A 23040-nucleotide genomic window follows, 5' to 3' on the forward strand; every position below is an offset into this window, starting at 1 on the left:
CAGCACACGGTACGTCAGCGGACCGACATATCAGTGCCGGAGGCCCACCGCCTGAACTTGATCGGGCTGCGCGGCGCCACGGGCTCCAGGTCGATCACCCGGGCGTCCTCAGGGACGTGCCGCAGGTCGTGGGTGATCATGATGGTGGTGCGGCCCGTCATCAGCCGGCGCAGCGGCTCCATCACGCGGGCGACCGTGGCCTCGTCCAGCCCGGTCATGGGCTCGTCCAGCACCAGCACCGGGGCGTCGCGCAGGATCGCCCTGGCGATCGCCAGCCGCTGCCGCTGCCCGCCCGACAGCAGCCTGCCGCGCTGGCCCACCGCGCTGTCGTAGCCGTGCGGCAGGCTTCGCACGAAGTCGTGCACCCCGGCCAGCACGGCGGCCTTGATCACCTCGTCGGTCGAGGCGTCCGGCCGCCCGTAGGCGATGTTGTCGCGTACCGACCCCGAGAACAGCAGCGTCTCCTGGTGCAGGATCGTGATGTTGTCGCGCAGCGACTCCGTGGTCAGATCCCGGATGTCCGAACCGTCCAGCAGCACGCGCCCCGACTCCGGGTCGTAGAACCGCAGCAGCAGCTTGGCCAGCGTCGACTTGCCCGCGCCGCTCGGCCCGGTGAACACGACCAGCTCGCCGGGCTCGACGGCGAACGAGAGGTCCACCAGCGTGGGCCGCCTGCGACCCGGATAGGTGAAGGTGACGCCGTCGAACGCGATCCTGCCTCGGCTGCGGCCCGGCAGCGGCTTCGCGTCCTCCCGGTCGGTCACCGCGGGCCGCACCTTGAGCACCTCGATGACCCGGTCGGAACCGGCGGCCGCCTCCGACACGGTGAGCGCGATCTCCCCCAGGTTCTGCACCGCCGGGTAGAGCATGGCCAGGTACGCGGCGAAGGCCAGCAGCCCGCCGAGCGTGAGCCGGCCCGTGGTGATCTCCCAGGCGCCCACGCCGAGTATGACGATCAGGCAGACGGTCTCCAGCACCTGCATCAGCGGCCCGTACACGCCCGAGAGCCACGCCTGCCGCAGGTTCGCGTACAGCCAGCGGCGTCCCGCGCGGTGCAGCCGCCGCGACTCGGTCTCCTCACGGTTGTACGCGTGCACCAGCGCCTGGTTCGCCAGGCCCTCCTCGATGACGCTGTTCATGTCGCCGTTGCTGGCCCGCTCGCTGGCCGAGGCCGTCCGGAACCGGGACGCGAACACCTTCGAGGCGATCAGGAAGGCCGGGAACAGCGCGATCGTGATCAGCGCCAGGTCCCAGCGGATGAGGAACGCCGCCCCCGCGAAGAAGATGGCACTCGTCACCGTCGTCAGCAGCTTGACCAGCCCCGAGCCCATCAGCTCCTGGATGGCCGCGATGTCGTCGGTCAGCCGCGCCATCAGGTCGCCCAGGCGGCGGTTCTCGGCGAAGTCCGGCGACAGCTTCTGCAGGTGCGCGAACACCCGGTCACGCAGCCGCAGCAGGAACCTCTCGGCTCCCACCGCCGTCGCGTACGCGCCCCCGATCGACGCCACGGCCGCCACGGCCGCCAGCCCCAGCCAGGCGAACGCCGGCGTCCAGAACGACGTCATCTCGCGGGTGGCGAGCACCTCGTCGGTGATGTAGCCGAACAACCGGATCGCGGCCACCTCACAGAGGGAGGCCAGCACCGCGAAGAGCACCCCGGCTGCGAAGAACCACCGCAGCCCACGGGTATCGGGCCAGAATTCACGAAATGTCCGGCGCAACGTCACCGTCGGCGCCAGCATCCCCCGCTCGCCCCGATCGGAGAATTGGAGGGAGAGCCGACGGGTAACCCGCCGGCCCTCCCGACTTCCCACTACCAACACCACCACCTACGGCAGCATCGGTTGCAGCGACAGCCGCCGCAGCACCTACGCCTTCTGCAGCAGCCTCGCCTTCCGCATCCACTCGTCAGAGCCATTTCTGCCTCCCCCGATCGGATTCGAACCGTCTTTTTCGGACGGTAGCACCGATATACCCAGGAATCCCCCCAAACACATCTGTCGAAAGAGACTTTGACTTCTCTCCGGCATCAGGAATAGTCGTGCTCTATTCCCGGCAAATCCTTCACAAAAGTCGTCCAGTTCGCCTACATACGATCTTGAAAGACCGGAAATTCCCGACCTCGATTTCCGGGACACCACTTCTCAGGCCCTTCAAGGCACGCCATGCCTGTGGACAAACATGCCGCCGGTCAAGGATCACCCTCGCTCCGACCGAGAACGCTTCCCCCTAGGCTGGACACGTGCCCGTTGAGCGACATCTCCGCGTGAAACTACGCAGAGTAGCGCATGAGGACCGGAACGAGTTCGTTTCCCTGGCGCACATCAGCACCAGCGTCCACCGACTGTGGATAACCACTCCGACCACTCCCGACGCCTTCGACCGCTACCTGCGCCGCTTCGACGGGGTCACATCCATCGGCCACGTGGTGCGCCTCACCCGCGCGGACACCCTGGTCGGCTTCGTCAACCTCAACGGGATCGGCGAGCACGGAGCCATGATCGGCTTCGGCACCTTCGCCCCCGCCATGGGGAAGGGCTACATGCGAGAAGGGCTGGAGCTCGCGCTCCGCTTCGCGTTCACCGACCTCCGGCTCCCCCGCGTCGAAGCCGACGTGCAACCGTCCAACATCGCCTCTGCCCGGCTGCTCAAGGCCGCCGGATTCACCCTGCGCGCCGGCGTCTCGACCCAGATCCATGTCGGTGGAGCCTGGCGGTTGCACGAACGGTGGTCCATCAGCCGGGAGGCTTTCTTCGACGCTGACGCCCAAAGTCGTACCGAAAGCTGACCTTTTGTGCACGTTTGCCGGTGCTTAAACTCGGGCATGCCGCAGCGGGACGAATCGGGGCACACCTTGAATTCGCCTTTCCGGGGAGCTGGTCGGCTTGCGAGAAGCCCATGGTCCGGACATCGAGTCACCGCTATCCGCGTGGCCGTCAGGCCTCGATGTGGCGGGACTCCTGGAATCCGGATGGCGGCCCACTCCTTTCCGCCAGTTCATTCTCAAGCTCCACAGCCGCTGCAATCTCGCATGCGACTACTGCTACATGTACGAGATGGCCGATCAGAGCTGGCGGAGCATGCCGCGCCGCATGTCCAAGGCCGTCATCGACCGGACAGCCGTACGGATCGCGCACCACGCCGCCGCTCACGGGCTCGCCCGCGTCGAGGTCATCCTCCACGGCGGCGAGCCGTTGCTGGCCGGCGTGGACCACATCGACTACGCGGTGACCGCCCTGCGGTCCGCCCTGCCGCCCGAGGTCGATCTGATCGTCCATGTGCAGACGAACGGCGTGCTCCTCAACGAGGCGTTCCTCGACCTGTTCCGCAAGCTGGACGTCCGCGTAGGAGTCAGCGTCGACGGCGACGAGCAGGCACACGATCGGCACCGGCGACGGGGGAACGGCAGAGGCACCTACGCGGAGGTCCGGCGCGGGTTGCGGCTCCTCACCGCCGACGAGTACCGGCATCTTTTCAGCGGCCTGCTATGTACGGTGGACCTGGAGAACGACCCTCTCAGCACCTACGAGTCGTTGCTGGAGTTCCAACCGCCGGTGGTGGACTTCCTCCTCCCACACGGCAACTGGGACGAACCACCGCCGAACTGGTCAGACTCCCGCACCCCCTACGGTGACTGGCTCATCACCATCTTCGACCGCTGGTGCGCCACCTCTCCGCGGAGGACCCGGATCAGGCTGTTCAGCGAGATCATCCGGCTGTTGTGCGGCCGGCATTCGCGCAGTGAGACCATCGGCCTGTCCCCCGTGGCGGTGGTGGTCGTGGAGACGAACGGGGCCATCGAACAGGTGGACACGCTCAAGTCGGCCTACGACGGCGCGGCGGGAACGCTGCTGCACGTCCTGCGCGACTCGTTCGACACGGCGCTTCTCCTCCCCGCGATCGCGGCCCGCCAGATCGGCGAACAGGCGCTGTCAAACGAGTGCCTCTCCTGCGAGATCGTCCGGACCTGCGGCGGCGGACTTTACCCGCACCGCTACCGTACGGGCACCGGGTTCCGCAACAGGTCCGTCTACTGCGGGGACCTGTATCGGCTGGTCACGCACATCCGCGGCAGAGTCGTCAGCACCGCCGGCAGCCTTCCCTAGACCGGCGGCGGGTCGAAGTCCCAGTCGAGATGGCGGCCTTCACCGGCCACGATGGTGTCCGGATGTTCCTCTCCCAGCGTTCGGTGGTACCGCTCCATGGTGGCGCTGGACAGGCGCTGCCCTTCCTCGGTCTCACCCGCTCTGATCAGATCCACCGAGAGGTTCGCCGCCGCGGCGAGCGTGGTGGGGTGATTCTCGCCGAGCAACTCGGTGAGTCTCCGGTACGTGTCCAGGCCCAGGGCGCACGCCTGGTCCAGATCGTCGAGAGCGGCATAGTCACTGGCCAGGTTCACGGCGATGGACAGGGCATAGTGGTGACCGCGGGACAGCTTGCTCTCCACGCCCTTGAGCGCCTTCTCGTTCAGCTCGCGCGCTTCCTTGGGCTGCCCCAGCACGCGGTACAGGAGTGCGACGTTGCTGGCGCACCCGTGGTTGTACGGGTGATCGGGCCCGTAGACGCCGGGATACCGCCGTGCCGTGTCGCGGGCCAGATCGAAGGCCTTCTCCGGCTGCCCGTTGGCACGCAGCGCGTTGGCCAGGCAGGTGGCGGCGGCCAGCGTCCAGGGCGAGTCGAGACCGTACACGCGCATGTATCTGGCGTGCGTGTCCTCGGCGAGTTCGAGGGCCTCCTCCCGGTCGCCGGCCCGCATGAGCGCGATGGCCAGTTCTTTCTGCGCCAGCAGGATCCGGGGGTGATCGGCGTCGAAGTACTCCCGCCCGTAGCCCAGCGCCTCGGTGCCGACGTCGCAGGCTTCCTGGTAGTCGCCGCACTGGCGCACCGCCCGGCCGAGGCCCGTCCACAGGTTGAGCAACGTCACCCTGTTCAGGGCCTGGCCCTCGGCCTGTGCTCTGGTGAGCGCTTCCTTCAGCAGGTCACGCGACCTTTGGTATTCGCTCATGAGGGCGAGGTCGAGAGCCAGGTTGTTGATCGCACGGAAAGTGAGCAGGTCCTGCTCGCCCAGCACCTGACGGTGGAGGCGCACGGAGTCCTCGTCGTGCTCCCGCGCCTCCCCGAACTCGCCCTGGGCGCGCAGGTCCGCGCCGATGCCGTTGAGCAGGATCAGGACGTCGGGATGTGCCTCGCCGAGCTCGTCGCGCATGGTCGCGAGCGTCCCTTTGTCCACATCGAAGGCAGCCTGGAACTGGCCGAGCTCGCGCAGCAGATTTCCTCTGATGCGCTGCGCGCGCAGCACGTGCAGGTCCCGCTCTCCCGAGTCGGCGGTCCACCGCTCCAGGAAGATCTCCAGATGTTGATCGAGCGCTTGATGGTTTCCGGAGGCGCTCAAGTACGTCAGCACGTTGAGCGCGAAGTCGCGGACGTCGGATCGGGTGCTCTCCTCCACCTTCGCCGGCCGGATGTGGGGAAGAAGCGCTTCGTACCGCGGCCAGTTCGCCGTGTCCGCCGGGTCCTGCGGCGCGGCCCCGATCAGCAGGGAGTGCACCTCTTCGCGGATCTCCTCCTGGACAGCGGGATCGAGTTCCTCCCGGAGCAGGGCCTGGATGAGTCTGTGCACCTGCAGGGTCCGATGCTCGTTGGCCTCCGCCTCGATCCGTACGAGCGCGTACTTGCCGAGGCGCCCGATCGCCTTGCCCAACCGGATGGGATCGGCCAGCAGCGTCGTCGTCCCTTGCCGGATCGGGCCCTTGACCGGGTAGAAGACGGCACGAGGAATGGGCTCGGGTCCGAAGAACGCGCAGGTCCGCAGCAGCTCCATCGCTTCGGGCAGATATTCCTTGAGCTTGGCGACCGAGAGCTCCCATGCCGCCGTCATCGAATGCGGGTACTCGGTGGGCCTGCCCTCGCTCAGCAGGCGGCTGGTGCGCTCTTCGAGGAGGCGCAGGTATTCGCGGGCCAGCATGCCGGTCTCGGTCTGGAGGGCGGCGGCCTGCTCCAGGGCCAGCGGAAGGTCGCCCAGCGCCTCCGACAGCCGGTCGGCGTCCTCGTCGCTGATGGCCCGGCGCATGCGCTTCTTGAAGAACTCCATGCTCTCCGCGCGCGGGAACACGTCCACGGCGACCGTGTCCACGACGCTCTCCCAGGTGTGGTTGCGGGAGGTGATGAGCACGTGCCCCGGGCCTTGCGGCATCACCTCCTGGAGGTCTGCCGGCTCGTCCGCGTTGTCGAAGATGAGCAGCCATCGGGAGTACGGGTCGCCGCGGCGCAGGGCTTCGAGCACCGCGTTGGACGAGTCCTCGATGCCGGTGGTGGTGGGGCCGGGGACGCCGAGTCTCGGGGCGAGTTGCGCCAGGGTCGCCCGGACGAGCCCGGGTTGGTCGGCGGGAATCCACCAGACGAGGTCGTAGTTCTCCCGGAAGCGATGGGCGTATTCGATGGCCATCTGGGTTTTCCCCACACCGCCGAGCCCGTGCAGCGCGTGGGGCACGACCGCGGCGGTGTCCTGATCGACGATGCCGTTGCGCAACCGGGTCAGCAGGCCGTCGCGGCCGGTGAAATTCTTGTTCCTGGGTGGCACTTTCCATACTGCCGGAGAATCGATCGCTCGCCGCGCAGTGGGCCGCGGTACGTCGGGCATTCCCTCCGCCTTCCATCCGCTTGCCTCGCCCACGGCGGAACCTGCCGCGGACATGGAGTGTGAAACAAAGACGATAGCCGCTGCAACAGGGATCGACCAGGTCCGGACGGATACATCGGCCACAATTATGGAGATCCGATTTCGCGTGGAGTAGGCAGGATGTCGAATGTGTGATAGGTCCATGATGAGCACCCCCGCGCCACTGACCCCCTGGAGGAGCGTGCCGATGCGATGCCCTGCCGCAGGACGACAGGACGATGTGGTGGACCTGGCTACGCTCAACGAAGAGATACGCGAGCTCCTCTCCTCTGACGCGTCCAAGGAGGAGGTGTATGCCGGATTCGACAACGTCGTCCCCACCGTCTATTGATCCGGCCGTAAAAGCCGGTTGTGCCGTCCTTTAATCGTGGTGGGCGGAGCGCCGATGGCTTCGCTAGGCTACCCTGCTTTTGAAGGTATGGAGAGGCACGCCGTCCGACGAATAGTCGCGCCTCACGAGTCCTCGGCATGCAAGGTCTGCCATGACAGCGATTTCCGCACCACAAGACAACCCCTTCATCGGGGCCCGGCCCTATGACACCGGCGAGAACAGTCTTTTCCTTGGGCGGAATGCCGAGATTCGCGATCTCGCGAGCTTGTGGAAAGACAATCGTCTGACGATCCTGCATTCGGCGTCCGGTGCCGGCAAGACGTCGTTGTTACGAGCGGGCGTCATCCCGGAGCTGCGAAAACACGACAAGCGACCGCTCCCCGTGGGCCGGACCCCGTCTACCCGCGTCTGGCCCACAGCCGCCCTCCCCCAGCACAATCCTTACCTGGTCGGCTTGCTGTCCTCCTGGGAGCCGGGCGAGATGCCCGCACGGCTGACAGGGCTGTCGCTCCTCGACTACTTACGGCGGCGGGAGATCAGGGACGGCCACGGCGTCCCCACCCTGGTCACCATCGATCAGGCGGAAACCTTCCTGCGGCCTCCCACCCGGCACGAGCAGCATGCGCGACGCTTCATGGAGGAACTCTTCGAGACCGTCGAAGAACTGCCCCGCCTCCATCTGCTCCTGTCCGTCCGTACGGAGCATCTGGACGAGTTGTCGCGCCTGGTGAAGGCTTCGGGAATCGCCGAACCGGCGGAGTTCGAGCTGCGGCCCTTCTCTCCCGAGACCGCCGCCGACCTGGTGGGGCAGTTGGTGGTCACCCGGGGGCACCGGCCTGACCAGCACCACATCGTCAGCGTTCTGGACGAGCTCAGAACGATCCGGGACGAAGGCGACCTGATCCGCAACAGGTTGCCCACCGTGGATCCCGCCCTTCTCCAGGTCGTCGGCTCGCACTTCTGGGGCGACCCCGCCCCGGTTCCCACCGCGGGTGACGTCGACGCGGCCTTGCTGGAGTTCTGCGCGAGCACACTGGCCGAGGTCGCGGCCGATCTCGGGATCCTCCCTCGTACGCTCGACACCTGGATGCGGGGCGCCGACCCGGCGACAGGTGAGATCAGCGGGCCGGCCCTGCACGCGCCGGTGGTCCACGCGCTCGAAGACCGCTACCTGGTCAGGGAGGGCGCACGCGTCCACGCCCGGCTCCTCGCCCCGATGCGGCGACTCGACCTCTCGCTCTGGCCCGCTGTCTCCAGGAACCCCCGCGACCGGCTGTCCGCCGCCGTCGAAGCCGGGTTCGCCGGCGAGTTCGACCGGGCGGGCAAGCTGTTGCAGGACGTCGCACGCACGTGTCCGCCGGGAGCTACGCGCACTCGCGCGGAGATGGAGTCCCTACTGGGGAATCTCGCGGCCACGCAGGACCTCCTGCCGGAGGCGGAGCGCCACTACGAAACCGCGGCAGGGCTCTATGAGGTGTTGCGCGACAACAGCGCCGTCAGCTGGTCGCTCGCGGCCCTCGGCCGCATCGCACTGCGACAGGGCAAGCGAGCCTGCGCCATCGAAGAGCTCCGCGCGGCGGTGAGCCGTGCCCCGCACGATCTCACCGTCCACACGAGTCTGGGCGAGGTCCTCTGGAAGGCGGGCCAGCCCCGGGCCGCTCTGTCCGTGCTCAGCGGCGTCGTCGACCGGGAGGCGGACGTGCCGGGCGCCCGCCGGCTCCGGCACGCGATCCTCGCCGATCTCGAGAAGGGGTGAGCCGTCCCCCCTTGTCTCGTCCTGGCCCTGTACGTCCGGGAGGTAAGTCGTGTTCGCGGCGGCGACCGATACCGCTCTTGTCGCGCTGATCACGGGTGCGAGCGCAGTCCTGGCCGCGTTCACCGGCGCGGGCTGGTCGGTGGTGACCGAGAGAGCCAAGGCCAAGCACGCGAGAAGGGCCGCTGAGGAGCAGCGCGACGTGGAACGGCGGGACGCTCGCGCCCGCGAGACCTGGGACGCCTACTACAAGACTCAGGCGGCCGTACTGGGGCTGGGACTGTCCGTCGGCATCTCGCTGGACATGCGGGCGTCCAGCAACGCCCGGCTGGACGGCGAAGATCTCCCCACCCAGCTGCGGCTGGTCCGGGCCGAATATCTGGCCGCCACGGTGGCGATCGAGCGACTCTGGCCGCTGTGCCCGCCCTCCAGCCACGACAACCTGCGCATGCTGAGCGACGAGGTCAGCACAGCCTTCGGGTACGCGCGCGGTGTCTCGCAGCAGCAAGTAACGGCGACAGAAGTGGAGAAGGCCCTTCAGGAGCGCCTTCGCGCGTTGGGTGACGACCTCTCGCGCGACGGTCACCTTCGGGAGTGACCACATCAGGGTGAACCCCATGGCCAGGATCGCGACCACCGCCGCCACGGTGATCAGCGCGTCCCGGATGCCCAGACCTGCGATGACATACCCGCTGGCCAGCGCGCCCAGGGGGACCGCCCCACCGGAGAGGAACCGACCGATGCCGGTCACTCTGCCGAGCAACTTCTCGGGCACGTTGGACGCTTGGTAGAGAGCGAGAGCGACGTTGAGCTGCGCCCCGAAGAAGCCGATTCCCCCCTGAGCCAGGGGAAGCATCACCGCGATGGACATCATCGGGTTGCCCTCGGCGAACGGGAGGACCAGGGTCGCGCCCAGCCAGCACCACACGCTGACGATGATCATCAGCTGCGGACGATTGCGCCAGCGCAGGATACGAGAGGCGAGCGCCGAACCGAGGACACCGCCCAGCCCTGACGCGGCGACCAGCAGGTAGATGACGAGGTTGGACAGCCGCCGCTCGTATGCCAGCAGGACGAGAACCAGGGCCAGCGTCTGGAAGAAGAAGTTGGCCAGCGCGCAGACGACCAATGTCGTGGCCAGAAAACGGTCCTTACGGACGAAGGCGAAGCCTTCTCCCAGATCACGGGCGAAGACGGCTCTGCTCATCGCCTGCTTCTGCCTCGGGACCTGCCGTTTCCGCTTCCGGATACCGCGCAGGAGCATCATCGCGAGGGCCGAGGTCACGAACTCCACGATGAAGGGCAGACTGCGGTGCAGCTCGAAAAGGTAGAGACCAAGGGGGCGGCCCAGCAGCGTGGCCACATGGGTGCGGCCCTCGTTTCGCCCCATAGCGGTATGGAGCTCGGAATTCGGCACCAACCGGGGAACGACCGCCGTCTCTGCCGTACTGAAGAATACGACACAAACGCCTTGGAAAAGCACGATTACCAACAAAATAGCCGCTACGCCATCAAGCAGGAACAGTGCCGCCACCAGTGAGCCCGCGAGGAAGACCCTCATAAGCGTGCTGACGGACATCACGCGGAACCGGTCCCAGCGATCGACCAGAACCCCGACCGGCAGAAGCAGCAGGATCCTCGGTAGCGTGGCAGCTGCAGTGACCCAGCCCGCGAAAATCGTCGAGCCCGTCAGCGAGAGCGCGAGGAGAGGCGCTGTCAGGATGGTGGTCGTGTTGCCCAGCTGGGCAACCGCTGAACCGGCCCAGAGCAGCGAGAAGTCACGTTTCCACCCGCCGCCACCTGCCAACGTAAGTCTCCTCGGTCACCTCCGTGTCCTCCATCGCCTCTTAGACTCAAGTTTGCGACAAAGTGAACGCGGTGCGTGGCGTACGGCATTCACCCCTTACTGCCATCGCTTGACGTCGTAATAACACTTCCTCATGCGGCGTGGTTCTATGTCTGGTTTGCCATGATTTGGCCATTAGCGCACGACCTCTCAACCCAGATATTCCACGCCGGGTGGGTCAGCCTATCGCGACCGAATCACCGTCTCGACCGCATGGTGGTACTTACGAAAAGCAATCACGCCTTCTCGTTCCCCACGGAAACCGCCTTCGAGTTCCCAGCCGCCAGCACCGTAACCGCCGCCAGCCCCGCCAGCCCCGCCCCCGCCACGTAAGGCAGCGCCACTCCCGCGTCGAACAGCACCCCCGCGCCCGCCGGTCCCACGATCCTGGCGAAGGCGCTCGCCGACTGGCCGGCGCCCAGGCGGGCGCCGCGGCGGTCCGGTGGGCCCGCCGCCGCGAGGAGGCTGGCCACAGTGGGGGTGACCAGGCCGTTCCCGGCCGACAGGACGCACACGGCCAGCACGCACAGCCAGGCGGGGCCCGCGGGGACGACCGGCAGGCAGGCCGCCATCACCACCGCCCCGGCCGCCGCCACCCTGGCGTCGCCCCACCGTCTGGCCAGCAGCGTGACCGGCCCCGCCTGGACGGCCGCCATGGAGAGGCCGGCGGCGGCCATGGCCAGGCCGATCGCCTCGGGCCCCCAGCCGTACCTGTCCCTGCCGAGGAAGGCGAGCGTGGTCTCCATGCCGACGAACGCCGCCATGGTCAGGAAGCCCGTCCCGGACAGGAGCAGCACGCCGGTCCCCGGCGGGCCGGTGCGGCCGGGGGCGGCAAGGCGTCCGGGCGGCTCGGGGAGCAGGAACCAGGCCGCGACCAGGTTGGCGGCGGCGAGCGCCGCGGCGGCGTACGCGGAGGCCTGGAAGCCCCACGGGGCGAGCACCGCCCCCAGCGCGGGGCCGGCCACGAACGCGGTGCCGATGGCCATGCCGAGCCGCGCCATCGCGGCCGTGCGGCGTTCCTCCGGCACGGCGTCGGCGAGGTACGCCTGGGCGACCGAGATGCTGCCGCCGAAGGCCCCGGCCAGCGCCCTGGCGGCGATGAGCCAGCCCAGCGACGTGGCCGCGCCGGACAGGGCCAGCGACAGGGCGGAGCCGGCGAGGGCCAGCAGCAGGACGGGGCGCCGCCCGTACAGGTCGGAGAGCCGGCCGAGCAGGGGCGCCGCCAGGAACTGCGCGACCGAGTAGGCCGTCACCGTGAACCCGTAAAGGATGCCGGTGGCGCCCAGGTCGGCGGCGAAGAACGGCAGCGACGGCAGGATCACCGTGAACCCCAGCAGGTCGATGAAGACCGTCAGGACGATCACGAGCTGGACCGGCCGCCGCATCGGCACTCCAAGGAGGTGGGTCTCTGTTCGGCGTGTCATGCTACAAGCCGTCGTCGCCGGTCCCTGTGACAGGACTGAGGCGGCCGATACGGGCTCTTCGAACTTGATCGGGGTTGAGGTCTGCCTGCCGCCCCCGGTCGCGTGGCTGGGGTGAGATCGCCTCTTGAGGGAGCTCGCGGCTCTCGTCGATCATTTCTGTTGTCTACGCAGAAGATCACAACAGAAGAGCCGCGAGCATGGTCAACGATACGACGCGGTTGCTGGGCCTGGATGGCCTGGCCGTCGTCGAGGTCATCGCAAGAGATGAACACGCTGGTGAGGGGCCGATCGTCTGGTTGGCGACGATGGACGAGCGGGCGCGGGTGTGCCCCGGCTGCGGGGTGATGGCCACCCGGATGAAGGAGTGGGTGACCACCCAGCCGCGCGATCTGCCGATCGCCGGCCGCCACTGCCAGCTGCTGTGGCGCAAGAGGCGCTGGATCTGTTCGGCTGACTGTCCGCGCAAGACGTTCACCGAGCAGGTGCCGCAGATCCCGGCACGGGCGAGGCTGACCCAGCGGTTACGCCGGTCCAGTGGTGCGGCGGTGGCCGACGGCGGTCGCACGATCGTGCAGTCGGCACGGGATCACAGGGTGTCCTGGCCGGTGGCCTCGGCGGCGTTCACCGTCCATGCCGGGCGGGTGCTGCCGGCCGAGCCGGAGCCGGTCGCCGTGCTGGGGATCGATGAGACGCGCCGTGGCCGTCCCCGCTGGGTCTATGACGAGGCGGCGCAGGCGTGGAAGGCGGTGGTGGACCGCTGGCATGTCGGGTTCGTGGACCTGTCCCACGGTCAGGGCCTGCTCGGCCAGGTCGAGGGCCGCACCACGCAGGCGGTCGTCGACTGGCTGGAGGCACGTGGCCAGGAGTGGAAGGAGCAGGTGGCGCACGTCGCGATCGACATGTGCACGATCTTCAAGGCGGCCGTGCGGGCCGCGCTGCCGCACGCGGTCCTGGTCGTCGATCACTTCCATGTGGTGCAGTTGGCCAACGCCGCTGTCACCGAGGTCCGGCGGCGCCTGACCGTGCAGGTGCGCGGGCGGCGTGGCCGTAAGGGCAACCGGGAGTGGGAGCTACGCAACCGGCTGACGCGCTCGGCCGCCCGGATGCACGGCTCGCAGCTCGACCCGATGCTGGACGATCTGATGGCCCTGCCCAGACGGCTCGGAGCGCCGATTCTGGCTGCGTGGAATGCCAAGGAAGATCTGCTGGATGTGCTCGCGCTGGCGCGCGCCCACCCCGACCGGACCGTGATCGCCGACCGGCTGTTCCGTTTCTACGATCGGTGCGCAGCCTCCGGCCTGCCCGAACTCGAACGGCTGGCGAGCACCATTGAGACCTGGTGGCCACAGATCCTCGCCTTCATCCGGACCGGCATCACCAACGCGGGCTCCGAGGGGACCAACCGCGTGATCAAGACCGTCGCCCGTGACGCCTACGGTTTCCGCAACCCCGAATCACAACGACTGCGCACTCGCTGCGCCACCACACGAAAAAGCCGCGGCTGCCTCAACCCCGCTTAACTTCGAAGAGCCCCGATACGCTGGCGGCCCCTTCTTACGGGTGATAGACAGCGATATGCCGGGACAAAGGAGCAGGCCGCCGTCCGGCCGGGTCAGGTGGCCGTGACATGGACGGTCCTGAACAACCGATGGAGCCCTCGCAGAACTACTTCGACCGCCTGGCCGACCTCGACGCGCGGCTGGGGCGGGTTCGCGGCGATCACGCGTTGGCGCTGGAACGGGCCGCCGGGATCCTCGCCGGGCGTACCTCGTGCCGCATCGCCGAGGCGCACGCGTACCTGCGTGAGCTCGCCGCCGACCAGGGGCGCGACGTGTCCGAGCTGGCCGCCGAGGTGGTGGCGGCGTTGGAGGGGCACTCCGAGGAGGGGCCCGAGCGGCTGCGCGCCACCGTGGCGTCGGCGCTGCGGCCGCTGCGGCAGCCGCCGCAGACGGGCGACTGGGCGCGCATCGCCCAGCAGGTCCTGGACGGCGTGGCCGGCAACCACACGGTGCTGATGCCGGTACGCGCCGAGGACGGGAGCGTCGAGGACTACCTGTTCATGGCGGCGGGCCCGGAGCTGGTGGACATCTCGGGACGGCGCGGCTCGGAGATCGTCGGCCTGCGGCTCAGCGAGGTCTACCCGACGCTCGTGGGCGGCCCCGTGTGGGACGCGTGGGAGCGGTGTCTCGCCGACGGGATGCCGCGCCAGGTCGGCCCCATCCCGTACGTGAGCGTGGCGGCGCGGGCGCCGGCCGAGATGACCATCTCGGTGCAGATCAGGCCGGTGGGCCCCGGTGTGATCAACAGCTGGGTCAGGCACGACGTGCAGAGCCGGCTGGAGGAGCGCGCGGCGCAGACCGAGCGGCTGGGCAACCTCGGGTGGGGCGAGTGGGACCTGGTCACCGGCGAGGTGGACTGGTCGCCTGGCCTCTACCGCGTGTACGAGCGCGACCCCGCGAGCGGTCCGCTGCCCCGCGACGTGCTCGACACCCTCACGGTCGAGGAGGACATGCCGCTGCGGGCGCAGGCGGCCGAGGACTTCAGCCGGGGCAAGACCATCGACCTCACCTACCGGGTCAGGATCGGCGGCCGGGTCAAACACCTGCGCATGGTCGCCGACGCGGTGCGCGACGCCGAAGGCCGGCCGGCCAAGATCTTCGGCGTCATCCAGGACGTCACCGCGCGCGAGACCACCCGGGCCAAGCTGTCCAAGGTCGAGCAGGAGCTGCGCGAGCACCAGCGGAACCTGGAGGCCGAGCACCGGCTCGCCGTCACCCTCCAGCAGATCGTGCTGCCTATCCCGACCGAGCCGATCGACCTGCCGCGGCTGCGGGTGGCGGTCCGCTACCTGCCCGCCGTGCAGGCCGAGCGGGTCGGCGGCGACTGGTATCACGCGGCGCAGGCGGGCGACGGCAGCGTGGTGCTCGCCATCGGCGACGTCGCGGGTCACGGGGTGCGCGCGGCGGCCTGCATGGCGCAGCTCCGGCACGCGCTGGCGGCGCTGGCCGTCACCACCACGAGCGAACCGGCCGAGCTGCTCGGCCACCTCAACCGCCTGCTGTACATGGGCGGCACCGGGACGAGCACGGCCACCGCGGTGGTGGCCCGCTACCTGCCGGAGACCGGCGAGCTGCGCTGGGCGCAGGCCGGGCACCCGCCGCCGCTGCACAGCCGGGGCGGGCACACCATCGAGCTGGACCGCCCGGACGGCTCGGTGCTCGGCGCCGTGCCCACCGCCGCCTACGGCACCGCCGCCGTCACCATCGCGCCGGGCGACCTGTTGCTGCTCTACACCGACGGCATGGTCGAGCGGCGGGACAAGACGCTGCGCGAGGGGCTCGCCCCCGTGATCGAGACCCTCGACAGGACCTTCGCCCGGCGCAGCCGGCAGCCGGTCGCCGACGTGATAGCCCAGCTTCCCGACGCCAACCCGGAAGACGACACCTGTGTGCTCGCCGCCCGCCGGCTGCCCCTCTCCCCGGAAGGCGCCCATGGCTGAGGAACTGGAGACGCTGCTCAGCCGCGACTTCGATCTGGAGTCCCTGATCAGCCTGCGCCGGGAGGTGGAACGGCGTAGCGAGGAGGAAGGGCTGACCGGGCTGGCGCTGTACCGGTTCGTGGTGGCGGTCAACGAGATCACCACCAACTCCGTACGGCACGGCGGCGGGCACGGCCGGCTGACCCTGTGGAAGGGCGCCGACCGGCTCTACTGCGAGGTCACCGACCGGGGCCGCGGCCTGCCCCCCGGCCGGGAGCGGGCGCAGCCGCCGCCGTCCACCAGCGCCAACGGCCGGGGCCTGCTGCTGGCCAGGCACGGCGCCAGCCGGCTCAGCATCCACAGCGACGGCGACGGCACCAGCGTCATGCTGGAGGTCACGTACACCTGAGCGAGGGCTCCGCTAGGAGTCGCCGAGCGGTGCGTCGCCGTCGACCAGGTCGCACGGCGCCACCGGGCCGTCGGAGACCCGCGCCCAGATCGCCGCCACGACGCCGCCCGCCTCGGGGTTGTCGTTCACCGCGAACTCCAGCACGCCGGTCTGGCCGGGCTTGATCTGTGACGGGTCGATCTGGAAGCCGTGCGTCTCGATGGTGGGCGGGAAGACGGCGAGCGGGGCCTCCTCCTTCGGCAGCCAGTTCTGGCCGCGCGGACGGGTGGCGCACTTCTTGCCGGCGGGCAGGTAGTCGACGACGATGTCGTGGCCCATCCCCCTCAGCTCGGCCTCCAGGGCCTCAGGGTCCTTGGCCTCGTTGATGGTGATGGTCACGGTGCCGTCGGGGTTCTCGGCCACCGCGTACGCGGGGGCACTGCCGAACAGCAGCGGGAGCGCCACCGCGGCCGCGGCGGCGAGACCCAGCGCGGGGGCTAGCACGCCGGCGCGCGGCAGCTTGCGACGCGCCTTCGGCTGGTCCTGAAGAGAGGTCATCACGAACTCCTTGAGCAGTTGGTGACGGCCCTCGGGAAGGTCCCGTTCCTGCGGGAAGATGTTCATCGGGTGCTCTCCTTGACGGGCCGGACCGCGGTGCCGCGGTCACCGTTCATCTGTCGTCGGGGCAGGGCCAGTTCCAGCTTTTTCCTGGCCCGGGACAACCGGGATCTGACCGTGCCGATCGGGATGCCCAGCGCCTCGGCCGCCTCGGCGTAGTCGAGCCCGGCCCCGGCGCACAGCAGCAGCACATCCTGCTCGTGCGTGCGCAGGCGGCCGATCGCCTCGCGCACCTCGGCCAGCCGCTCCTGGTCGGCGAGCTGACCGACCAGCTCGTCGGCGAAATCGGGGACGGCGTCGGCACGGGGCATCCTGGCCATGACGTCCTCGTGGCGCCGCCTGGTTCGCCGCAGGTTGCGCGTCACGTGGGTGGCCACCCCGAGCAGCCAGGGCCGCAGTGAGCCCCCGTCCGGTGTGAGCCGCTCCCGTGACCGCCACGCCTCCAGGAAGGTCAGCGACACCACGTCCTCGGCCACCGACCAGTCGCCGGTCAGCCGCCAGGCGTGGTTGTAGACGCTTCTGGCGTACTGGTCGAAAAGCTCCTCGAACGCTTGTTGATCGCCGTCCCGTATGCGGGTCCGCATCACATCCATACGCCGTACTGTCCGGCAAACCCGGACGAGTTCCCCCGCTAGATCCGATCTAGCGGGTTTCTCGCGCCTGACAGGTGACGGCGGCGAGAGAGGAGAAGGCGATGCTGGGCGTCTCGGTGATCCTGGGCAGCACCCGGGACGGCCGCGCCTGCGACACGGTCGGCCGGTGGTTCGCCGAGCGGGCCCGCCGGCGCGCCGATGTCGCGGTCGAGGTGCTCGACCTGGCCGGGTACGCGTTCCCCGGCAGCTATCCAGGAACGGCGACCCCTGCCATGCGGGAGTTCACCGCGGCGGTGGGGAGCGCGGACGCGTTCGTGGTCGTCACCCCGGAGTACCACCGCAGCTTCCCCGCCCCGCTCAAGCAGGCGATCGACTACGCCTACGACGAGTGGCACGCCAAGCCGGTGGGCTTCGTCTCCTACGGCTGCGGCTCGACCGGTTTCTACGCCGTCGAGCAGCTCCGCACCGTCTTCGGCGCCCTGCACGCCGTCACCGTCCGCGACTGGGTCGGGCTCGACCTGCTCGCCGACGCCGACGGTGACGGGCGCCCCCGCGACACCGACGGCAGGCTCCGCGCCGTCGCCACCATGCTCGACCAGCTGACCTGGTGGGGCCGCGCGCTGCGGGACGCGCGCCTCGCCCATCCGTACGTCTCTTGAGAGGAAGCCCATGAACGAGCCGGCGATTCGACTATCGAAACTGGTGAAGGTCTTCGGCGAGACCCGCGCCGTGGACGGACTCGACCTGGAGGTGCCGGCCGGCGCCGTGTACGGGGTACTCGGACCCAACGGGGCCGGCAAGACCACCGCCGTACGCATGATCGCCACGCTGCTGCGGCCCGACGGCGGCGAGGCCACCGTGTTCGGGCACGACGTGGTGCGCGAGGCCGACGCGGTCCGTTCCCGCGTCAGCCTGACCGGACAGTACGCGTCGGTCGACGAGGAGATGACCGGGGCGGAGAACCTCATCCTGCTGTCCCGGCTGCTCGGCCACCGCAAGCCCGCGGCCAGGGACAGGGCGGCCGAGCTGCTGGAGGCGTTCGGGCTGACGGACGCCGCCGGGCGGCAGGTCAAGACGTACTCCGGCGGCATGCGGCGGCGGCTCGACATCGCCGCCAGCATCCTCAGCACCCCGGACCTGCTCGTCCTCGACGAGCCCACCACCGGGCTCGACCCGCGCAGCCGCAACCAGGTGTGGGACATCGTGCGCGTCGTCGTCGCGCACGGCACCACGGTGCTGCTCACCACCCAGTATCTGGAGGAGGCCGACCGGCTCGCGTCCAGGATCGCGGTCATCGACCACGGCCGGTTGATCGCGGAAGGCACCCCGGGCGAGCTGAAGTCGTCCGTCGGCGCGGGCTCCGTGCACGTGCGGCTGCGCGAGGCCGCCGACCGTCCGGAGGCCGAGCGGCTGCTCGCCGAGGCCCTGGACGCGCCCGTCCACCTGGAGGCCGACCCGGTCGCGCTGACCGCGCGCATCGGCGACGGCCGGGACGAGGTCGCCGCGGCGCAGGCCTCGGCCGCGCTGGCCCGGCTCGCCGGGGCGGGCATCGTCGTCGACGACTTCTCCCTCGGCCAGCCCAGTCTGGACGAGGTCTTCCTGGCACTCACCGACCACCCCGCCACCGAGGAGGCAGCGGCATGACCACCACCGCGGAGACCACCGCCTACGTTCCCACCCCCGGCATGCTCTCCTCGGTCCTGGCGCCGGCGACCAGGCCGCCCCGGCCGAGCGCGCTGTCGGCGTCGGTCACGTTCGGCTGGCGGGCGATGCTGAAGATCAAGCACGTGCCCGAGCAGCTCTTCGACGTGACCGCGTTCCCGATCATGATGACGCTGATGTTCACGTACCTGTTCGGCGGGGCGCTGGCCGGCTCGCCGACCGAGTATCTGCAGTTCCTGCTGCCGGGCATCATGGTGACGAGCGTCGTGATGATCACCATGTACACCGGTGTCGAGGTGAACAAGGACATCGAGAAGGGCGTCTTCGACAGGTTCCGCACCCTGCCGATCTGGCGGCCGTCGACCATGGTCGGCTACCTGCTGGGCGACATGCTGCGCTACGTCATGGCCTCGGTGGTCATCCTCTGCGTCGGCCTGGTCATGGGCTTCCGTCCGGAGGGCGGTTTCGTGGGGGTGATCGCCGGGATCGCGCTGCTGCTCGTCTTCTCGTTCGCGTTCTCGTGGGTGTGGACGATGTTCGGGCTGCTGCTGCGCAGCGAGAAGTCGGTGATGGGGGTCAGCATGCTGGTGCTGTTCCCGCTCACGTTCCTCAGCAACGTGTACGTGGACCCGTCGACGATGCCGGGCTGGCTGCAGTCCTTCGTGAACGTCAACCCGATCACCCTGCTGGTCTCGGCGGTCCGCTCCCTGATGGGCGGCGCCCCCGACACGGGCGCCGTCACCGGGGTGCTGGTGGCCTCCGCCCTCTTCGTCGCCGTCTTCGGCGCCCTGACCATGAGGCTCTACAACCGCAAGTGACCACCCGCACGGCCCGGCCCTCTTCCAAGGGTCGGGTCTTTTCTTTTATTATAGTAATGATTCGACGTTAGGAGTGGTATGCGGGCGGGCAGGATCGGCACGGTGCACTGCTACGGCAGGTTCGCCGTGGACGCCGTGTCCCGGGCGGGAGCCGTGCTCGGGGACCGTGAGGTGGTGGCCTGCCGCACGCCGGAGACCTTCCTCGCCGAGCTCGACCGGGTGGAAGCCGTGCTGGGGCTGGGGATGCGGGTGCCCGACTGGTCCGTGGCCCGCCGGCTGCGGCTGATCCACCTCGTGGGCTCGGGGGCCGACAGCATCCTCCCGGCGGCCGGACTGTCGCCGGACGTGCGGGTGGCCGCCGCCAAGGGGCTGTCCGCGCCGGCGATGGCCGAGTTCGCCGTGGCCATGCTCCTCGCGCTGGCCAAGCGGCTGCCCGAGGTGCTGGCCAGCCAGCGGTCGCGGGCGTGGGAGCCGCATCATCCCGTCGTCCTGTCGGGAGGGACCCTCCTGGTGGCGGGGGCGGGGCCGGTGGGGCGCGAGGTGGCCCGCCGCGCCAAGGCGCTGGGCATGGACGTGATCGGGGTGCGCAACGGCCCGGACCCGGTGCCGGAGTTCGACGAGACGCATCCCGCCGGGCGCTTCGCCGAGCTGGCCGGGCGGGCCGACGCCATCGTCCTGGCCGTCCCGGCGACCCCGCTGACCCGCCACCTGCTGGACGGGAAGGTCCTGGACCGGTGCCGGCCGTCGTGCCTGATCGTCAACGTGTCGCGCGGCGAGGTGGTGGACGAGCGCGAGCTGGCCGCCCGGCTGCGCGCGGGCTCGATCGGCGGCGCCGCGCTCGACGTGTTCGAGAAGGAGCCGCTGCCGCCCGTCAGCCCGCTGTGGGACGCGCCCGGCGCCATCCTCACCCCGCACGTCTCGTGGAGCTCCCCCGGCTACGGCAGGCAGGTGGTCGAGCTGTTCGCCCGCAACCTGGAACGGGTCGAGCGGGGCGAACCGGTGGTCAACCCGGTCGACCTGGCGCGCGGATACTGAGCCCGTGATCCCCTCCTGGTTCCGCGACGCGCTCGCCCATCCGGTCGACACCGGCGAGGTGACCGTCGCCGGCGTGCCCATCCGCTACCGGGCCTGGGGCGCGGCGGGGCGCCCCGGCATCGTGTTCGTGCACGGCGGCGCGGCCCACAGCAGGTGGTGGGACCACATCGCGCCGCTGTACGCCGGCGGCCACCGGGCCGTCGCCCTCGACCTGTCCGGGCACGGCGACAGCGGCCACGCCCCGCGCTACGGCCACGACACCTGGGCCGAACAGGTGCTGGCGGTCGCGGCCGACGCCGGGATCACGGGCGCGCCGGTGCTGGTCGGGCACAGCATGGGCGGGCTGGTCTGCCTCCGCGCGGCTCTCTCGTACGGGCCCGAACTCGGCGGCGTGGTCAGCGTGGACTCGGTCCTGCGCGAGGAGGCCGACACCCCGGCGCACGTGGCGCGGCGGCAGGAGGCGCTGCGGCGGCCGCGCCTCTACCCGACCAGGGAGGAGGCGGTGGCGCGTTTCCATCCGATCCCGGAGGTCGGGCGGGCGCACCGGTTCGTCGTCGACCATCTCGCCGAGACCTCCGTCAGGGCCGTCGAGGGCGGCTGGACGTGGAAGTTCGACCCGCTCCTGTTCGGCCAGCCCAGGCTCACTATGGAAGAGCTGTTCCCGCCGGACTGCCCGGTCGCGCTCATGAGGGCCGGTGACGGGCTGCCGCCGCCGGAGATGACCGCCGCCATGCACCGGCGGCTGGGCGTCTCGCTGCCGGTCATCGAGATCGCCGACTGCGGCCACCACGTCATGCTCGACCAGCCGCTGCCGTTCGTGGCCGCGCTGGACGGGGTGTTCGCGGGCTGGGGCCTCTCGACGACGCCCGCCGGACGACTCACTCCCAGGACCGACCAGGAAGCGTGATGACATGACAGGTCTGCCGGAGCGGCTGGAAGCGGTCCTCGACGTGGACCCGGACGCGCGGGCGCTGGAGCTGGACGGCCGGTGGTGCACGTGGGGCGACCTGGCCGCGGGCGCCAGCGCGCTGGACGAGCGGCTGCGGGCGGTCGGGGCGCCGGAGGGTGCGCGGGTGGGCGTGGTGATGCGCAACCGGCCCGGCGTCGTCGGGGCGGTGCTCGGGTCGCTGGCCGGGCGTTACTGCGTCGTCTCGCTCAGCCCCGTGCAGCCGGCGGACGCGCTGGCGAAGGACGTCGGCGACCTGGATCTGGTGGCGGTGGTCGCCGACGCGGCCGACTGGGAGTCGGAGAGCCTGGTGGCGGCCGCCCGGTCGGCCGGGGTCCTCGGGCTGTCCGTGCCCGCGTACGAGCCGGGCACGGTCACGGTGGTCACCGGGTGCGCGCTGGACGCCGGGCAGGTCGCGGCGCGGGCGCTGCCCGGGGTCGCGGTGAGCATGCTGACGAGCGGCACCACCGGCCCGCCCAAGCGTGTCCCCATCGGCTACCGCAACCTGGCGGCCAGCTTCGCGGGCACCGCGCACTACGAGTCGGGCAGGCCGTGGCAGCCCCGGCTCCGCTCCGGGGTGGCCATCCTGGTCGCGCCCATCCTGCACACCAGCGGGCTGTTCCGCCTCCTGCTCAACCTGCTCGAAGGCCGGAGCGTGGCGATGCTGGAGCGGTTCACGGTGGACGGCCTGGTGCGGCTGGTGACCTCGTACGACGCGCGGGTGCTGGCGCTCACGCCCACCTCGCTGCGGATGGTCCTGGACGCCGGGGTGGACCCTCAGGTGTTCGCCGGGGTCCGCGCCGTCGTGTGCGGCACCGCGCCGCTCCGGCCGGAGCTGGCGCGCCGGTTCGAGGACGCCTACGACGTCGCGGTCCTGGTCATGTACGGGGCGACCGAGTTCGCCGGCGGGATCGCGGGCTGGACCATGAAGGACTGGGAACGCCACCGCGACGACAAGCGCGGCAGCGTGGGCCGGGTGCATCCCGGCGTGGACGTACGGGTGCGCGACCCCGAGACCGGCGAGCCGGTGCCGCCGGGCGAGGTCGGCCGGCTGGACGTGCGCACGCCGCAGTCGACGGACCCCGACCGCTGGCAGGAGACCACCGACCTGGCGCGGGTCGACGAGGACGGCTTCCTGTGGGTCGTCGGCCGGACCGACGACGTGATCATCCGCGGCGGTTTCAAGGTGTCGGCCGGCGCGGTGGCCGAGGTGCTCAAGGAGCATCCCTCGGTACGCGACGCCGCCGTGGTGGGCCTGCCCGACCAGCGGCTCGGCGAGGTGCCGGTCGCGGCCGTCGAGATGGCCGACGCCGCCTTCGACCCGGCCGAGCTGGAGACCTGGGCGCGCGCCCGGCTGACGCCTTACCAGGTGCCGGTCCGCTTCGTCCCGCTGGACGCGCTCCCTCGTACGCCGTCATTGAAGGTGAGCCAGGAGCGCCTGAAGGCACTCCTGGCATCCGGCTCGTGAT

The 23040-nt window shown here is 70.0% G+C and carries 18 protein-coding genes; 12 read left to right on the forward strand and 6 right to left on the reverse strand.

The window, feature by feature from the left end; genetic code table 11:
- Positions 1-14: 14 nt before the first annotated feature.
- Positions 15-1829 (reverse strand): ABC transporter ATP-binding protein, encoded by a 1815-nt coding sequence (locus FR742_RS33910; protein ID WP_315970655.1) that lies wholly within the window; start codon positions 1827-1829, stop codon positions 15-17.
- Between the two features lie 437 nt (positions 1830-2266).
- Here FR742_RS33910 and FR742_RS33915 point away from each other — a divergent pair, with 437 nt between their 5' ends.
- Both FR742_RS33915 and FR742_RS33920 read left to right on the forward strand, forming a co-directional pair.
- Positions 2267-2788 (forward strand): GNAT family N-acetyltransferase, encoded by a 522-nt coding sequence (locus FR742_RS33915; RefSeq protein ID WP_187281495.1) that lies wholly within the window; start codon positions 2267-2269, stop codon positions 2786-2788.
- 160 nt (positions 2789-2948) lie between these two features.
- The gene (locus FR742_RS33920; RefSeq protein ID WP_315970656.1) at positions 2949-4106 is read left to right on the forward strand and encodes an FxsB family cyclophane-forming radical SAM/SPASM peptide maturase; all 1158 of its coding nucleotides are present in this window, start codon (positions 2949-2951) and stop codon (positions 4104-4106) included.
- On the opposite strand, the gene fxsT is transcribed toward FR742_RS33920, so the two are convergent.
- On the reverse strand, positions 4103-6580 hold the full coding sequence (gene fxsT / locus FR742_RS33925; protein WP_315970657.1) for an FxSxx-COOH system tetratricopeptide repeat protein: 2478 nt from the start codon (positions 6578-6580) through the stop codon (positions 4103-4105). The two genes, FR742_RS33920 and fxsT, sit on opposite strands and share 4 nt — an antisense overlap.
- A gap of 581 nt (positions 6581-7161) precedes the next feature.
- Between fxsT and FR742_RS33930 the strand changes: the two genes are divergently transcribed.
- The gene (locus FR742_RS33930) at positions 7162-8766 is read left to right on the forward strand and encodes a lipopolysaccharide assembly protein LapB (protein ID WP_148035387.1); all 1605 of its coding nucleotides are present in this window, start codon (positions 7162-7164) and stop codon (positions 8764-8766) included.
- On the opposite strand, the gene FR742_RS33935 is transcribed toward FR742_RS33930, so the two are convergent.
- Positions 8681-10570: an MFS transporter gene (locus FR742_RS33935; RefSeq protein ID WP_148035388.1), complete on the reverse strand. Its 1890-nt coding sequence runs from the start codon at positions 10568-10570 to the stop codon at positions 8681-8683. The genes FR742_RS33930 and FR742_RS33935 overlap by 86 nt on opposite strands.
- A 275-nt stretch (positions 10571-10845) precedes the next feature.
- Positions 10846-12033, reverse strand: a complete 1188-nt coding sequence (locus FR742_RS33940) for an MFS transporter (RefSeq protein ID WP_148035389.1) — start codon at positions 12031-12033, stop codon at positions 10846-10848.
- Between the two features lie 197 nt (positions 12034-12230).
- Between FR742_RS33940 and FR742_RS33945 the strand changes: the two genes are divergently transcribed.
- The 3 genes from FR742_RS33945 (at position 12231) to FR742_RS33955 (ending at position 15920) form a co-directional block, all read left to right on the forward strand.
- Entirely contained in the window at positions 12231-13553 is a 1323-nt protein-coding gene (locus FR742_RS33945) for an ISL3 family transposase (RefSeq protein WP_148033658.1), read from the forward strand.
- 107 nt (positions 13554-13660) lie between these two features.
- Positions 13661-15532, forward strand: coding sequence for a SpoIIE family protein phosphatase (locus FR742_RS33950; RefSeq protein ID WP_261808942.1), 1872 nt, complete (start codon positions 13661-13663; stop codon positions 15530-15532).
- Positions 15525-15920, forward strand: a complete 396-nt coding sequence (locus FR742_RS33955; RefSeq protein WP_148035390.1) for an ATP-binding protein — start codon at positions 15525-15527, stop codon at positions 15918-15920. Before FR742_RS33950 ends, FR742_RS33955 begins: the two co-directional genes overlap by 8 nt.
- A gap of 12 nt (positions 15921-15932) precedes the next feature.
- Here FR742_RS33955 and FR742_RS33960 read toward each other — a convergent pair whose 3' ends face one another.
- Together FR742_RS33960 and FR742_RS33965 are read right to left on the reverse strand one after the other, a co-directional pair.
- Complete coding sequence (locus tag FR742_RS33960) at positions 15933-16523, reverse strand: hypothetical protein (protein ID WP_148035391.1); 591 nt, start codon at positions 16521-16523, stop codon at positions 15933-15935.
- Positions 16520-17110 (reverse strand): RNA polymerase sigma factor, encoded by a 591-nt coding sequence (locus FR742_RS33965; protein ID WP_148035392.1) that lies wholly within the window; start codon positions 17108-17110, stop codon positions 16520-16522. Before FR742_RS33965 ends, FR742_RS33960 begins: the two co-directional genes overlap by 4 nt.
- Before the next feature lie 101 nt (positions 17111-17211).
- On the opposite strand from FR742_RS33965, the gene FR742_RS33970 reads away from it, so the two are divergent.
- The 6 genes from FR742_RS33970 (at position 17212) to FR742_RS33995 (ending at position 23039) form a co-directional block, all read left to right on the forward strand.
- Complete coding sequence (locus FR742_RS33970) at positions 17212-17769, forward strand: NADPH-dependent FMN reductase (RefSeq protein WP_148035393.1); 558 nt, start codon at positions 17212-17214, stop codon at positions 17767-17769.
- A 10-nt stretch (positions 17770-17779) separates the two neighbouring features.
- Entirely contained in the window at positions 17780-18754 is a 975-nt protein-coding gene (locus FR742_RS33975) for an ATP-binding cassette domain-containing protein (protein ID WP_148035394.1), read from the forward strand.
- A complete protein-coding gene (locus tag FR742_RS33980) occupies positions 18751-19590 on the forward strand; it encodes an ABC transporter permease (RefSeq protein WP_148035395.1) in 840 nt (279 codons plus the stop codon). The genes FR742_RS33975 and FR742_RS33980 overlap by 4 nt, the downstream gene beginning before the upstream one ends.
- A 78-nt stretch (positions 19591-19668) precedes the next feature.
- Positions 19669-20625, forward strand: a complete 957-nt coding sequence (locus FR742_RS33985) for a D-2-hydroxyacid dehydrogenase (protein WP_148035396.1) — start codon at positions 19669-19671, stop codon at positions 20623-20625.
- Between the two features lie 4 nt (positions 20626-20629).
- On the forward strand, positions 20630-21532 hold the full coding sequence (locus tag FR742_RS33990) for an alpha/beta fold hydrolase (RefSeq protein WP_148035397.1): 903 nt from the start codon (positions 20630-20632) through the stop codon (positions 21530-21532).
- A 4-nt stretch (positions 21533-21536) separates the two neighbouring features.
- A complete protein-coding gene (locus tag FR742_RS33995) occupies positions 21537-23039 on the forward strand; it encodes a class I adenylate-forming enzyme family protein (protein ID WP_148035398.1) in 1503 nt (500 codons plus the stop codon).
- Position 23040: the final 1 nt, after the last annotated feature.

Source organism: Nonomuraea sp. C10 (assembly GCF_008017515.1).
Classification (GTDB): Bacteria; Actinomycetota; Actinomycetes; order Streptosporangiales; family Streptosporangiaceae; genus Nonomuraea; species Nonomuraea ferruginea.

Bases quoted from the DNA above. Each gene is read 5' to 3' on its own strand.
- FR742_RS33965 (WP_148035392.1), bottom strand. From the start codon at position 17,110: ATGGATGTGATGCGGACCCGCATACGGGACGGCGATCAACAAGCGTTC.
- FR742_RS33955 (WP_148035390.1), top strand. From the start codon at position 15,525: ATGGCTGAGGAACTGGAGACGCTGCTCAGCCGCGACTTCGATCTGGAG.
- FR742_RS33940 (WP_148035389.1), bottom strand. From the start codon at position 12,033: ATGACACGCCGAACAGAGACCCACCTCCTTGGAGTGCCGATGCGGCGG.
- FR742_RS33985 (WP_148035396.1), top strand. From the start codon at position 19,669: ATGCGGGCGGGCAGGATCGGCACGGTGCACTGCTACGGCAGGTTCGCC.
- FR742_RS33995 (WP_148035398.1), top strand. From the start codon at position 21,537: ATGACAGGTCTGCCGGAGCGGCTGGAAGCGGTCCTCGACGTGGACCCG.
- FR742_RS33960 (WP_148035391.1), bottom strand. From the start codon at position 16,523: ATGAACATCTTCCCGCAGGAACGGGACCTTCCCGAGGGCCGTCACCAA.
- FR742_RS33930 (WP_148035387.1), top strand. From the start codon at position 7,162: ATGACAGCGATTTCCGCACCACAAGACAACCCCTTCATCGGGGCCCGG.
- FR742_RS33975 (WP_148035394.1), top strand. From the start codon at position 17,780: ATGAACGAGCCGGCGATTCGACTATCGAAACTGGTGAAGGTCTTCGGC.
- FR742_RS33970 (WP_148035393.1), top strand. From the start codon at position 17,212: ATGCTGGGCGTCTCGGTGATCCTGGGCAGCACCCGGGACGGCCGCGCC.
- FR742_RS33980 (WP_148035395.1), top strand. From the start codon at position 18,751: ATGACCACCACCGCGGAGACCACCGCCTACGTTCCCACCCCCGGCATG.
- FR742_RS33950 (WP_261808942.1), top strand. From the start codon at position 13,661: ATGGACGGTCCTGAACAACCGATGGAGCCCTCGCAGAACTACTTCGAC.
- FR742_RS33945 (WP_148033658.1), top strand. From the start codon at position 12,231: ATGGTCAACGATACGACGCGGTTGCTGGGCCTGGATGGCCTGGCCGTC.